Here is a 13,130-nt window from a genome sequence, read left to right as displayed (position 1 = left end):
GCGACAGTATGACACATTCTGTATGGTTGTCATATGGCCGACGGAGCGAACGAGACCGAGACGGCGATCCTCGACGCCGCACTGGCAGAGGTGCTCGCGCACGGCATCCGCCGCACGACCGCCTCCGACATCGCCCGGCGCTGCGGCATCGCACGGCAGACCCTGTACCGGTACTGGCCCGACGCGCAAGCCATCTTCGCCGCGCTCGTGACGCGCGAACTCGTCGCCGCTCTTCCGACGGATGCCGCCCCTCCCGCCGATCTCGCCGGGATGGTGGATCTGCTCGTCGAGACAGCCGACCGCATTCGGCGCATGCCGTTGGTCGACCGCCTGCGCGACACCGACCCCGAGCTGTTCGCGCGCTACATCCTGGACCGCCTGGGCGCGAGCCAGCGGGCGATGCACGCCGAGATCGCCCGGCGGATCGCGGCGGCGCAGACGACCGGCGCCGTGCGCGGCGGCGATCCCGTCCGTCTCGCGGCGATGGTGCTGCTCATCACCCAGTCCGCCGTGCAGTCCGCGCCGCTGGTCGCGGAGTGGCTTCCCGCCGACGCCTGGCACGCCGAGCTCGGCGCCGCACTCCGCGGCTACCTCGCTCCGGAGCCGCGCTGATGCCGCGCATCGTCGGCCGCACCCCGCATCCGTCGGCGCTGAACGCCGGCCGACGGGTCCGGGAGCTCGACGCGCTCGCCGCCGAGCCGGTCGTCGATGTCCTCGTGATCGGCGGCGGCGCCACGGGCGCCGGGATCGCGCTGGATGCGGCGGCCCGCGGTCTGCGGACGGTGCTCGTCGAGCGGCACGACCTCGCCCACGGCACGAGCCGCTGGAGCTCCAAGCTCATCCATGGCGGCCTGCGCTACCTCGCTTCGGGGCAGTTCGGCATCGCGCACGAGAGCGCCGCCGAACGCCACCTGCTGATGACGCGCCTCGCGCCGCACCTCACGCGCCCGCTTGCGCAGATCGTCCCGCTGTACGCCCCGGGACACGTTCCACGCGGGGCGTTCGTCGGCGCCGGGTACGGCCTCGGCGACGGCCTGCGGCGCTTCGTCGGCACACCGGCCGCCGTACTCGCATCGCCGAGCCTGATCGGGCCCGAGGAGACCCTGCGTCGCGCACCCGCGGTCCGTCCCGACGACCTGCGCGGCGGGGTGCGCGGGTGGGACGGACAGCTCCTCGACGACGCACGCCTGGTGGTCGCGATCGCCCGGACGGCGGCGGGGTACGGGGCATCCGTCCTCACTCGGGTCGAAGCGGTGTCCGCCGACGGCGACGGCGCCGTGCTGCGTGATGTGGTGACGGGGTCCGAGCTGACGGTGCGCGCTCGCGCCGTCGTGAGCGCGACGGGCGTGTGGGCGGGCGAGCTCGACCCCAGCGTGCGGCTGCGCCCGAGCCGGGGGACGCACCTCGTGGTCTCGACGGAACGGCTCGGCGGAGCAGACGTCTCACTCACGGTCCCGGTTCCGGGCTCGTCGAGCCGGTTCGTCTTCACGCTGCCCGCGCCGCACGGACGCAGCTACATCGGGCTGACCGACGTTCCCGCCGACGGTGCGCTGCCGGACGAGCCGCAGGCGACCGACGCCGAGATCGACATGCTGCTCGCCACCGTCAACACGGTGCTGGCCAGCCCGCTCGGCCGCGACGACGCGATCGCGACCTTCGCGGGACTGCGGCCGCTGCTCGCCGGGGACGCGACCGGTCACGGTGACGCGGCGGGCACCGACGACGGCGGGGAGACGAGCGACCTCTCGCGGCGCCACGCCATCCTCGAGGGGCCGTCGGGCGTGCTGAGCGTCGTCGGCGGAAAGCTCACGACCTACCGGCGCATGGCCGAGGACGCCGTCGACGCCGTCGTCGCCCGGCGGTTCGCGAGCGCCGCCCTGCCCGGATCGGCGACGCGGCGGATCCCGCTCGTCGGCGCGTGGCCGCGCGGGCGACTGGCCGAGATCGCCGCGCCGGCGCGATTCGTCCGCCGCTACGGCGCGGAGGCCCCGTTCGCCGCCGCGCTGCCCGACGGAGCCCCCGCCGCATGCGGGGTGACCGCCCAGGAGCTGCACTGGGGCGTGTCCGTCGAGGGCGCGCTCGCCGTCGGCGATCTGCTCGACCGACGCACCCGGCTGGGCCTGGTCGCGGCGGATCGGATGCGATCGACGGATGCCGCGGCCGCCGCGTTCGAACGCGCCGGTGTCGACCCGATCTGACGTTGGCAGGATTCCGCAGAACGACGTCCGATGCCCGCGAGCGCCGTGCCGACGGTGGGCGCAAGACTGGACGGATGACCTCGCCTCACCCCGCTGAGCGCCCGCGCGGCACACTCGGCGTCGTGCAGGGAACGGCCCTGTACATCGCATCGGTGCTCGGCACCGGCCTGCTCGTGCTGCCCGGACTCGCCGCCGAGGCGGCCGGCCCGGCGAGCATCGTGGCCGTGCTCGCCGTGATCGGGCTCTCGATCCCGCTCGCAGGCACCTTCGCCGTGCTCGCCGCCCGATATCCCGACCCGGGCGGCGTCGCCAGCTATGCGCGTCGCGCGCTCGGCGGCACCGCGGCGCGCATGACGGGCTACTGGTTCATGTTCGGCGTGTGCGCCGGCGCGCCGGTCGTCGCCGTGCTCGGCGGTGAGTACGTCGCTGCCGTGGCCGGCATCGACCGGGCGATGGTGCCCCTGATCGCGATCGCCATCCTCGTGCCGCCGTTCGCCGCGAACGCCTTCGGCGTGCGGGTCGCCGGGTGGGTCCAGTTCGTGCTGACGGCGTTGCTGCTCGCCGTGGTCGTCGGTGTCGTCTCTCTCGCCGCCCCGGCCGTCGAGCCGCAGAGCTTCCAGCCCTTCCTCCCGAACGGCTGGGCGGGAGTGGGCACCGCGATCAGCCTGTTCGTGTGGGCGTTCGCCGGGTGGGAGGTCGGCACGCACATCTCCGGTGAGTTCCGCGATCCGCGCCGCGCGATCCCGATCGGCACGGCGATCGCCCTCGTCGTCACCGGTCTGTGCTACCTCGTGCTGCAGATCGTGACGGTCGGTGCGCTGGGCGCGGCCGCCGGCGACAGCGCGGTCCCGCTCCTCGAGCTCGCCCGGCTGGGCTCGCCGGGTCTCGGCGCCGCGGCAGTGGGCATCATCGCCGGAATCGTGGCGCTCGGCGTCATGAACGCCTACCTCGCGGCGTTCGCGAAGCTCGCGGCATCCCTCGCCGTCAATCGCGACCTGCCCCGCTGGTTCGCGGCCGGAGCCGAGCCCGGGGGAGTGCCGCGCCGCGCACTCGCACTCATCGGCGCGGTGGTGCTCGTCTACTTCTCGCTCATGCTGCTGTCCGGGCTCGAGCTGACCCCGTTCATCCTCGTGCACACGAGCAGCATGGTTGCGATCTACGCGGTCGGCATGGTCGCCGCGGTGCGGCTGCTTCGCCGGGGCACCGCGGGCTGGTGGATGGCGGTGATCGCGGCAGTGCTGTGCGCGGGCATGCTGGTGCTCGCGATCGGCTCGCTGCTTCCGGCCGTCGTGCTCGCGCTCGCCGCGGTGACCGTCACCACGGTGCGGAGTCTTCTTCGTGGACGGGCGGCGCAGCCGCAGGACGCCGGGGCCGAGGTGAAGACGGCACCCGACGTCCTGGTGGGCGCCGGACGCACTTCGGCCCTGGAAGCGGGCGCTCCCAGGGCCGACGTGACCGGCACGGACTGATTAGAGGGTCAGCGCTTCCTTCATGATCTCGGCCTGCTCGGCGGCGTGGACCTTCGGCGAACCCGTCGCCGTCGACGCGGCGGCGGCACGCGAGACGCGGCGGATCGTGCGGCCGCGGAGGTGCTTGCTCACTTCGAGGGCCATGAACGGCCACGCGCCCTGGTTCTCGGGCTCGTCCTGCACCCACACCAGTTCGGCGTCGGGGTACTGCTCGATGACGGCGTTCAGGGCCTCCACCGGCGTCGGGTAGAACTGCTCGAGGCGCACCAGGGCGATCTCGGGGTTCGGGTTCTTGTCGAGCTCGGCCCGCAGATCCCAGTGGATCTTTCCGGAGTGCAGCAGCACGCGCTTGACGGCGGACCGGTCGATGCCGCGGCTGTCGTCGAGCACCGGCTCGAAACGGCCCGTCAGGAAGTCCTCGACCGGGCTCGTCGCGCCGCGCAGTCGCAACATCGCCTTCGGCGTGAACACGATGAGCGGGCGGCGCGGGCGAGCGTATGCCTGGCGGCGCAGCAGGTGGAAGTACGATGCGGGCGTCGACGGACGGGCGACCGTCATGTTGTCCTGGGCGCACATCTGCAGGTAGCGCTCGATGCGAGCCGACGAGTGGTCGGGCCCCTGGCCTTCGTAGCCGTGGGGCAGGAGCAGGGCGACGCTGGACTGCTGTCCCCACTTCTGCTCGGCCGATGAGATGAACTCGTCGATGACAGACTGCGCGCCGTTGGCGAAGTCGCCGAACTGCGCCTCCCACAGCACGAGCGAGTCGGCTCGCTCGACCGAGTAGCCGTACTCGAACGCCATCGCGGCGTACTCGCTCAGCAGCGAGTCGTAGACCCAGAAGCGGCCCTGGTCGTCGGCCAGGTTGGCGAGCGGGATCCATTCCTGCCCGTTGGCGCGGTCGTGGAGCACCGAGTGGCGCTGCACGAACGTGCCGCGCCGGGCGTCCTGACCGGCCAGCCGGACGTTCGTCTTCTCGAGCAGCAGCGAGCCGAACGCGAGCAGCTCGCCGAAGCCCCAGTCGATCGAGCCGTTCCGGCTCATGTCGAGACGCTTGTCGAGCAGCTGCTGGAGCTTGGTGTGGACGGTGAAGCCCTCGGGCTTGTTGACGAAGGCGTCGCCGATCAGGTTGACGACCTCGCGCGAGACGCCGGTGGTCTCAGGCTCGCCCGCGGCGGGGCCCTCGTCCGCGGCATCCGCGTCGATGATCGTCGAAGAGCCGGTCTCGGCGGCGTGGGTCTCGGCGAATGCGACCTCGAGGCGGCCCTGGAAGTCCTGCTTGGCCTTCTCGTACTCCTCCTCGGTGATGTCACCGCGACCGACCAGGGCCTCGGTGTACAGGCGGCGGACGGAGCGCTTCGCCTCGATGAGGTTCGTCATGAGGGGCTGAGTCATCGACGGGTCGTCGCCCTCGTTGTGACCGCGCCGGCGGTAGCAGATGAGGTCGATGACGGCGTCGCGGTGGAAGCGCTCGCGGTAGGCGAACGCCAGCTGCGACACACGCGTGACGGCCTCGGGGTCGTCGCCGTTCACGTGGAAGATCGGCGCCTGGATCGTCTTAGCGACGTCGGTGGCGTACACCGACGTGCGGGCGTCGATCGGGGTGGTCGTGAAACCGACCTGGTTGTTGACGACGACGTGCACCGTGCCGCCGGTGCGGTAGCCGCGCAGCTGCGACATCTGCAGCGTCTCGACCACCACGCCCTGGCCCGCGAACGCGGCGTCGCCGTGCACGAGGATCGGCAGCCACGAGAAGGTGCCGATGGGCTTGCGGTCCTGCTTCGCGCGGACGATCCCCTCGAGCACGCCGTCGACCGTCTCGAGGTGCGAGGGGTTCGCCGCGAGGTAGACGGGAAGCTGTGCGCCGCTGTCGGCGACGAAGGTGCCCTCGGTGCCGAGGTGGTACTTCACGTCGCCCGAGCCGCTCTTGGAGCCGATCGCGACCGAGCCCTCGAACTCGCGGAACACCTGCCCGTAGGTCTTGCCGGCGATGTTCGTGAGCACGTTGAGACGGCCGCGGTGGGCCATGCCGATCGCGGCGCCGTCGAGGCCCGCCTCGGCCGCTCCCTGCAGGATCTCGTCGAGCATCGGGATGAGCGACTCGCCGCCCTCGAGGCTGAAGCGCTTCTGCCCGACGTACTTCGTCTGAAGGAAGGTCTCGAAAGCCTCGGCCTGGTTGAGCTTGTCGAGGATGCGAAGCTGCTCGGCGTGGCCGGGCTTCTGGTACTTGACCTCGACGTTGTCCTGGAACCACTTGCGCTGCTCGGGGTCCTGGATGTGCATGTACTCGATGCCGATCGTGCGGCAGTACGAGTCGCGCAGCACGCCCAGGATGTCGCGCAGCTTCATCTGTCGCTTGCCGCCGAAGCCGTTCGTGACGAACACACGGTCGAGGTCCCAGAACGTCAGCCCGTGGCTCTCGATCTCCAGGTCGGGGTGGGTGCGCTGGACGTACTCGAGCGGGTCGGTGTCGGCCATCAGGTGGCCGCGCACGCGGAACGCGTTGATGAGCTCCTGCACGCGCGCGGTCTTGTCGACACGCTCCGCGAGGTCGACGTTGATGTCGGCGGCCCAGTGGATCGGGGCGTAGGGGATGCGCAGCGCCGCGAAGATGTCTTCGTAGAAGTTGCGCTGGCCGATGAGCAGCTCGTGCACCTTCTTGAGGAACTCGCCGGAGCCGGCGCCCTGGATGACGCGGTGGTCGTACGTGCTGGTGAGGGTGATCGTCTTGCCGATCGCCATCTCGTTGAGCGTCTTCTCACTCGCGCCCTGGAACTCGGCGGGGTACTCGAGGGCGCCGGCGCCCACGATGCATCCCTGGCCCTTCATGAGGCGCGGCACGGAGTGCACCGTGCCGATGCCGCCGGGGTTGGTGAGCGAGATCGTCGTGCCCTGGAAGTCGGCGGCGGTCAGCTTGTTGCTGCGCGCGCGAGTGACCAGGTCTTCGTAGGTGGTGAGGTACTCGCCGAACGAGAGCTGCTCCGCGCGCTTGATGCTCGGCACGAGCAGGGCGCGGGTGCCGTCGGGCTTCGGCAGGTCGATCGCGATCCCGAGGTTCACGTGCGCGGGGGCGACGACGGAGGGCTTGCCGTCGACCTCGGCGTAGAACACGTTCTGGCTCGGGAACTCCTTGAGCGCCCGGATGATCGCCCAGCCGATGAGGTGCGTGAAGCTCACCTTGCCGCCGCGGGTGCGCGACATGTGGTTGTTGATCACGATGCGGTTGTCGATCATGAGCTTCGCCGGCACGGTGCGCACGCTGGTGGCGGTGGGCACGGTGAGCGACTCGTCCATGTTGGATGCGAGCGTCTTGGGCATGCCGCGCAGCGGCGTGACCTTGTCTTCCGCGCCTTCCGTGACCGCGGACGGCTGGACCTTCGGCGCCTGCGCCGGGATCGGCTGGGGAGCAGCCGGCCGTGCGGTGGTGCGGGCGACCGGCTGGGCGCCGATCACGGGGATGGGTGCTGTGACGGGCCGGGGCTCGCTGGCCTGCGGGGCCGCAGCCGGAGGGTGAGCGCCCTCTGAGACGGGCTGGCTCGGCACGGACGGCGCCGGTGCGGCGCCCTCCTCATCGACGGGGTGGTAGGCCTCGAGGACGGGCCACCATGCCTTGTCGACGGAGTTCCGGTCGATCTTGAACTGCTCGTACAGTTCGTCGACGAGCCATTCGTTGGCTCCGAACTCCCCCTCGTTCGAAACTCCGATGCCCGTCGTCTGGCTCGACACGCTCGATCGCCTGCTTTCATCGATGAAGATTGGGAAGCATCCGAGAGTCGCAATGCGCCCTCCCGCACGACTCTTAAGCGTAGCCCAGTATGGGCCGGCGAATCCGGCCCCGCCTCTCACCAGCTGAGAGAACGCCCACCATTTCCTGCACAGGAAGTGTCACTACTGTTGGCGCCTATGGAGTTCTACGGCGATCAGCCCGATGTCGACCTGACGTATTCCGATGTGTTCCTCGTCCCGCGGCGGTCGTCGATCACCAGCCGGCTGGACGTGGACCTCTCTCCGGGTGACGGGACCACCGCGACGATTCCGATCGTCTCGGCCAACATGAACTCCGTCACCGGCGCCCGTCTGGCTGCGACGCTCGCGCGCCGCGGCGGACTGGGCGTGCTGCCCCAGGACATGCCCCTGCAGGAGCTCGACGCCGCGATCCGGTGGGTCAAGGCGCAGCCCGTGCCGTGGGACACACCGCTCGTCCTCCCGCCCCATGCGACGGTCGCCGACGCGTTGCGGCTGCTGCCCGCCACCGACGGTCACGGCATCGTCGTGGCGGAGGCTTCGAACGACCCGATCGGCATCGACGACATCCTCGGCGTGGTGCCGGCCGCGCGCCTGGGCACCGCCCTGCCCGACGCACGCCTCGGCGACCTCACCCGCGGGCGCACGGCCTCCGTCGACGCGGTCGACATCGAGAGCGCGCGCCACGCCTTCGACGTCATCGTCGCCGCCGATGCCGAGACGGTCTGCGTGCTCGACCACGGCCACCTCGTCGGCACGCTCTCCCGCCGCAGCGCGCTGCGCTCCACGCTCTACGCGCCGGCCGTCGACGCGTCCGGCCGACTCATCGTGGCCGCGGCGATCGGCATCAACGGCGACGTGGCGGCCAAGGCTCAGGCACTCGCCGGCGCCGGCGTCGACGTGCTGGTCGTCGACACCGCACACGGACATCAGGAAGGGATGCTGCACGCCCTGCGCGCCGTCGCGGATCTCGACCTCGGCATCCCGATCGCCGCCGGCAACATCGTGTCGGCCGAGGGCGTGCACGACCTCGTCACTTCCGGCGCCGACATCCTCAAGGTGGGCGTGGGCCCGGGCGCCATGTGCACGACGCGCATGATGACCGCCGTCGGCCGACCGCAGTTCTCGGCCGTGCTCGAGACGGCCGAGGCCGCGCGCGTCATGGGCGCGCACGTATGGGCCGACGGGGGAGTGCGCTACCCGCGCGACGTCGCCCTCGCGCTCGCCGCGGGCGCGGCATCCGTCATGATCGGCTCATGGTTCGCGGGCACGATCGAAGCGCCCGGCGAGTTGCAGACCGACTCCGCCGGCCGCATCTACAAGGAGTCGTGGGGCATGGCCTCGACCAAGGCCGTGCACGAGCGCTTCGGGCGGCTCGACCCGTACGAGCTCGCGCGCAAGGAGCTCTTCGCCGAGGGCATCTCGTCGTCGAAGATCTACCTCGACCCGCTGCGTCCGGGCCTCGAGGACCTGCTCGACATGATCACGTCGGGCGTGCGCTCCTCCTTCACCTATGCCGGCGCATCGACGGTCGCGGAGTTCCACGACCGTGCGCGCGTGGGCCTGCAATCCGCCGCGGGCTACGACGAGGGCAAGGCGCTCCCCGTCAGCTGGTAGGCCCGGGCCGCGAGCCGTACGACCACCTCGTGCGGTCGTTCCCGGCATCCGCGCCCGTCCCTCGCGGCCGCGGGTGCAGGTTCGGACAGCGCGCACGAAGCCGGACGGCTCCGGGCGGCTCCGGGCGGTGCCGGGCCGTCGGCGCCCGGCTCGCGGTCGGCGCCCGGCTCACGGTCGGTGCCGGGAGCTCGGCAGGCCGTCGCCGGTGAGCACGTCGTAGATGCGGCGCTCGTGGTCGAAGTCCGTCGCCTCCAGCCGCGAGAAGCCGCGGACCTCGCGGCGGATCTCGTTCTCGCGGTTCTTCTCGTCGATCACGATGTCGGCCGGATCGCGGTCGTCCCCGAACTCGGGGGAGAGGTACTTGCCGCGCCCGTCGATCTCGAGCCAGTGGTCGTGGTCAGGGAAGTAGCGATCGCCGAACACGAGCCGGCCGCTCGCGAGGACGCGTCGCTCCTGCGGGTGCGACGGCGGGAATCCGAGCTGCGCCAGCACGACCCGCGCCTGCGTCTCGCGCACGTTCGCGGCGCCGCTCTCTGAAGCCTCGAGGACTCGTCGCGCCCGCACGTCGCCGCGCCGAGGTTCGCCTGCGTCGAGCAGGTCGAGCAGCGCGGTCTTCCTCGCCAGTGCCCCGCCCGGGCGGTCTTCCCACAGCGCTTGGTCGACGGCGGTCGACGCACGCAGGAAGGGCAGCGTGCGGGCGAGATCGAGCGCCGTCTGGGCGGGCGTAGTGATCCGGTGGACGCCGAACTCCGTGCACTCCACGCCCTCGAGACCGAGGGCATGACGCCGCACGGCGCCTCCTGATCGGCCGCCCGAGGCGCGCTCGATGCGCACGTCGACGTATCGCGGCCAGGATCCGAGCACGTCGATGCCGTGCACCGCCGCCGCGGCGAGGTGCGACACCACCGCGCCGGGGCGGAGCCGACGGCACACCTCGAGCACGCGGACGCGATGGCGGTCGATTGGCCGGAGCGCGTTCCATGAGGCCGCGCGCACGTAGGCTCCCGCCGTCACTCGGACCCACTCTCCGGAGCGAATGCGCCGGCGCAGGCGCCGATCATCGACGACGTCGAGCTGGTCGTCGCGGCGGAAGACGTCGATGGGCGATTCGAGGGTGGGCGGCACCCGCTCAGGCTCGCCCGACGGCGCGTTCGAGCCGGCCGCCACGGAGCGATCGGTGGACGGGACCCGGGATCCCCGAGTGTGGAGGAGCGGATGCCGCAGCATCCGCTCGCCCGTCGTCTCGCTCACGCGGTCGAAACCGGCATGCGCGGACGATTCCCCCGGCAGCGGCTGCAGGTTTCGGCCGCGCGAGATCCATCCTCTCGCCAGGGGCACCTCCGATCGCGTGGGCGGCGGGGTTCGGTGGACGGCAGCCGGGTCGGCGATCCTGGAGGAGCGGATGCTGCGCGTCCGCTCGCTCGACTCTTCACGCGGTCGAAACCGGCATCCGCGCCCGTCGCGCGAAGCCGCGGATGCAGGTTTCGGCCGCGCGGGTTCGCACCCACACGCGCTACGGCCCGGGTCGGGCGCTGACGTAGACTTGTCGGCACAATGGACGACCCTCCTAGTTGCAGACGATCGCCCCACAGACCCTCCTCCCGTTCGATCGGGGGTGATGCGTGATGGATTACGTCATGTTGGGCGTGGGGCTCCTGCTCACGGTCGGGACCGGCCTCTTCGTCGCGAGCGAGTTCGCGCTGGTCAACCTGGACCGCGCCGACCTCGAGGCTCGTCAGGCAGCCGGTGAGACCCGGCTTTCGATGACGATCAACGCGCTGAAGATCACGTCGACGCACTTGTCGAGCGCGCAGCTCGGCATCACGCTGACGACGCTGCTCACCGGTTACACGATGGAGCCGGCGATCTCGAACCTCCTGCGACCGGTGTTCGAGGCGTGGGGGCTTCCCGAGGGACTCGTGAGCCCGCTCGCCGTCGTCATCGCGGTCTCGGTCGCCACGATCTTCTCGATGATCATCGGCGAGCTCGTGCCGAAGAACTTCGCGCTCGCGATCCCGCGGCAGACGGCGAAGCTCGTGATGCCGTTCCAGGTCGCGTTCACCACCGTCTTCCGTCCGGCGATCGCCGTGCTCAACGGCTCCGCCAACGGCGTCCTGCGCTCGGTGGGGATCGAGCCGAAGGAGGAGCTCTCGGGCGCCCGCACGGCCGAGGAGCTGTCGAGCCTCGTGCGCCGCTCCGCGAGCGCGGGCGTGCTCGAGGAGGACACCGCCTCGCTGCTCGACCGCAGTCTCACGTTCGCGCGCCTGAGCGCGGCCGACGTCATGACGCCGCGGCCCAGCATCCACGCCCTCGCTGCCGAGGACTCCGCCGAGGACGTCATCCAGCTCGCCCGGCGCACCGGCCACAGCCGCTTCCCGGTCTACGACGACTCCATGGACGACATCACGGGCATCGTGCACCTCAAGGCCGCGGTCAGCGTGCCGCGCGAGCGCCGGACCGACGTGCCCGCAGCAGCGCTCGCCACCGAGCCGCTGCGGATCCCGGAGGCCGTGCACCTCGACGCGCTCGTGTCGGAGCTGCGGGCCCGCGGATACCAGATGGCCGTCGTCGTCGACGAGTACGGCGGCACGGCCGGTGTCGTCACGCTGGAGGACCTCGTCGAGGAGATCGTCGGCGAAGTCCTCGATGAGCACGACCGACGCCGCGCCGGGATCGTGCGCGCCGAGAACTCGGTCATCTTCCCGGGCGAGCTGCGACCCGACGAGGTGCGCGACCGCACCGGCATCCGGATTCCCGAAGGCGACGTCTACGACACGGTCGGCGGATTCATCATGAGCGAGCTCGAGCGCATCCCCGTCGTGGGTGACGCGATCGAGATCGAGGACGGGACCATCGAGGTGCAGCGCATGGACGGCCGCCGCGTCGACCGGGTGCGCTTCACCCCGACGCCGATGCCGCACGACGAGGCGACGACGGAAGGGGGTGATCGCCGATGAACGATTGGGCCGGACTCGCATGGCTCGTGGTGCTGCTCATCGCGAACGCCTTCTTCGTCGGCGCGGAGTTCGCCGTCATCTCCGCCCGGCGCTCGCAGATCGAGCCGCTCGCCGAGAAGGGCTCGCGGTCGGCCAAGACCGCGCTCTACGCGATGGAGCACGCGACACTCATGCTCGCGACGAGCCAGCTCGGCATCACGATCTGCTCGCTGCTGATCCTGAACGTGTCGGAGCCGGCGATCCACCACCTGCTCGCCGAGCCCCTCGCGCTCACCGGCTGGTCGGAAGGAGCGGTCGACGCGATCGCGTTCTTCGTCGCGCTGCTGATCGTGTCGTACCTGCACGTCGTGTTCGGCGAGATGGTGCCGAAGAACCTGGCGTTCTCGGTGCCCGACCGCGCGGTGCTGATGCTCGCGACCCCGCTCGTGTGGGTGTCGAAGGTGTTCCACCCCGTGATCGTCAGCCTCAACTGGATCGCGAACCACATCGTGCGGCTGTTCCGCGTCGAGCCGAAGGACGAGGCCGCCTCGACCTTCACGCTCGAGGAGGTCGCCACGATCGTGAACCAGTCGCGCATCGAGGGCGTGCTCGCCGACGCTGCCGGCACCGTCGCGGCCGCCGTCGAGTTCACCGACAAGAAGGCCGCTGAGATCGCCGTGCCGCTCGCCGACCTCGTCACGCTGCCGCAGACGACGACGCCCGACGAGATCGAGCGCGCGGTCGCGAAGCACGGCTTCTCGCGATATGTGATCGTGGACGAGGACGGCGCGCCGCTGGGCTACGTTCACCTCAAGGACGTCCTGAGGGCTGCTGAGGGACCGGATGCCGCGACCGACGTCGCGCGTGCGATCCCTGCGAAGCGCATCCACCACATGGTGCCTGTGCTCGAGACCACCGATCTCGAGGACGCGCTCGCCGTGATGCGCCGGGCGGGGCGTCACCTCGCGCAGGTCCGCAACGCCAAGGGCGACACCACCGCTGTGCTGTTCCTCGAGGACATCATCGAGGAGCTCATCGGCGAGGTGCAGGACGCGACCCGTCGCGGCCGGCGCTGACCCGGTCTCCTCGCCGGTCGTCGAGCGGGCGCAGCGAGAGGCTCGCTCGCTCGACGGCCGGGAGCGTGACACTCCGTGCGGGAGCGCCACGCC

At 71.0% G+C, this 13,130-nt stretch carries 8 protein-coding genes; 6 read left to right on the top strand and 2 right to left on the bottom strand.

The features are described 5' to 3' along the window. Positions 1-33: 33 nt before the first annotated feature. The 3 genes from MK786_RS11125 (at position 34) to MK786_RS11115 (ending at position 3,667) form a co-directional block, all read left to right on the top strand. On the top strand, positions 34-612 hold the full coding sequence (locus tag MK786_RS11125) for a TetR/AcrR family transcriptional regulator (RefSeq protein WP_241112303.1): 579 nt from the start codon (positions 34-36) through the stop codon (positions 610-612). Beyond that, positions 612-2,198: a glycerol-3-phosphate dehydrogenase/oxidase gene (locus MK786_RS11120; protein WP_241112302.1), complete on the top strand. Its 1,587-nt coding sequence runs from the start codon at positions 612-614 to the stop codon at positions 2,196-2,198. Before MK786_RS11125 ends, MK786_RS11120 begins: the two co-directional genes overlap by 1 nt. 74 nt (positions 2,199-2,272) lie before the next feature. Further along, positions 2,273-3,667 carry an APC family permease gene (locus MK786_RS11115; protein WP_241112301.1) on the top strand — a complete coding sequence of 465 codons (1,395 nt, stop codon included), beginning with the start codon at positions 2,273-2,275 and terminating at the stop codon, positions 3,665-3,667. Here MK786_RS11115 and MK786_RS11110 read toward each other — a convergent pair whose 3' ends face one another. Beyond that, the gene (locus tag MK786_RS11110) at positions 3,668-7,390 is read right to left on the bottom strand and encodes a multifunctional oxoglutarate decarboxylase/oxoglutarate dehydrogenase thiamine pyrophosphate-binding subunit/dihydrolipoyllysine-residue succinyltransferase subunit (RefSeq protein ID WP_241112300.1); all 3,723 of its coding nucleotides are present in this window, start codon (positions 7,388-7,390) and stop codon (positions 3,668-3,670) included. A gap of 177 nt (positions 7,391-7,567) precedes the next feature. On the opposite strand from MK786_RS11110, the gene MK786_RS11105 reads away from it, so the two are divergent. Beyond that, positions 7,568-9,025: a GuaB1 family IMP dehydrogenase-related protein gene (locus MK786_RS11105; protein ID WP_241112299.1), complete on the top strand. Its 1,458-nt coding sequence runs from the start codon at positions 7,568-7,570 to the stop codon at positions 9,023-9,025. 168 nt (positions 9,026-9,193) lie between these two features. Here the strand turns inward: MK786_RS11105 and MK786_RS11100 are convergent, their stop codons facing one another. Then, a complete protein-coding gene (locus MK786_RS11100) occupies positions 9,194-10,276 on the bottom strand; it encodes a hypothetical protein (protein ID WP_241112298.1) in 1,083 nt (360 codons plus the stop codon). Between the two features lie 374 nt (positions 10,277-10,650). On the opposite strand from MK786_RS11100, the gene MK786_RS11095 reads away from it, so the two are divergent. Together MK786_RS11095 and MK786_RS11090 are read left to right on the top strand one after the other, a co-directional pair. After that, a complete protein-coding gene (locus MK786_RS11095) occupies positions 10,651-11,982 on the top strand; it encodes a hemolysin family protein (protein WP_241112297.1) in 1,332 nt (443 codons plus the stop codon). Then, a complete protein-coding gene (locus MK786_RS11090) occupies positions 11,979-13,037 on the top strand; it encodes a hemolysin family protein (RefSeq protein WP_241112296.1) in 1,059 nt (352 codons plus the stop codon). Before MK786_RS11095 ends, MK786_RS11090 begins: the two co-directional genes overlap by 4 nt. The last annotated feature ends 93 nt before the right edge of the window (positions 13,038-13,130 follow it).

Origin of the sequence: Microbacterium sp. CFH 31415, from assembly GCF_022538185.1 — a bacterium.
Lineage (GTDB): Bacteria > Actinomycetota > Actinomycetes > Actinomycetales > Microbacteriaceae > Microbacterium.
Note: the sequence above shows the minus strand (reverse complement) of the source record. Positions and strands in the feature narration are given on the sequence as shown.

Coding starts and splice junctions, on each gene's coding strand:
- MK786_RS11125 (WP_241112303.1), top strand. CDS start 34: ATGGCCGACGGAGCGAACGAGACCGAGACGGCGATCCTCGACGCCGCA.
- MK786_RS11120 (WP_241112302.1), top strand. CDS start 612: ATGCCGCGCATCGTCGGCCGCACCCCGCATCCGTCGGCGCTGAACGCC.
- MK786_RS11115 (WP_241112301.1), top strand. CDS start 2,273: ATGACCTCGCCTCACCCCGCTGAGCGCCCGCGCGGCACACTCGGCGTC.
- MK786_RS11105 (WP_241112299.1), top strand. CDS start 7,568: ATGGAGTTCTACGGCGATCAGCCCGATGTCGACCTGACGTATTCCGAT.
- MK786_RS11095 (WP_241112297.1), top strand. CDS start 10,651: ATGGATTACGTCATGTTGGGCGTGGGGCTCCTGCTCACGGTCGGGACC.
- MK786_RS11090 (WP_241112296.1), top strand. CDS start 11,979: ATGAACGATTGGGCCGGACTCGCATGGCTCGTGGTGCTGCTCATCGCG.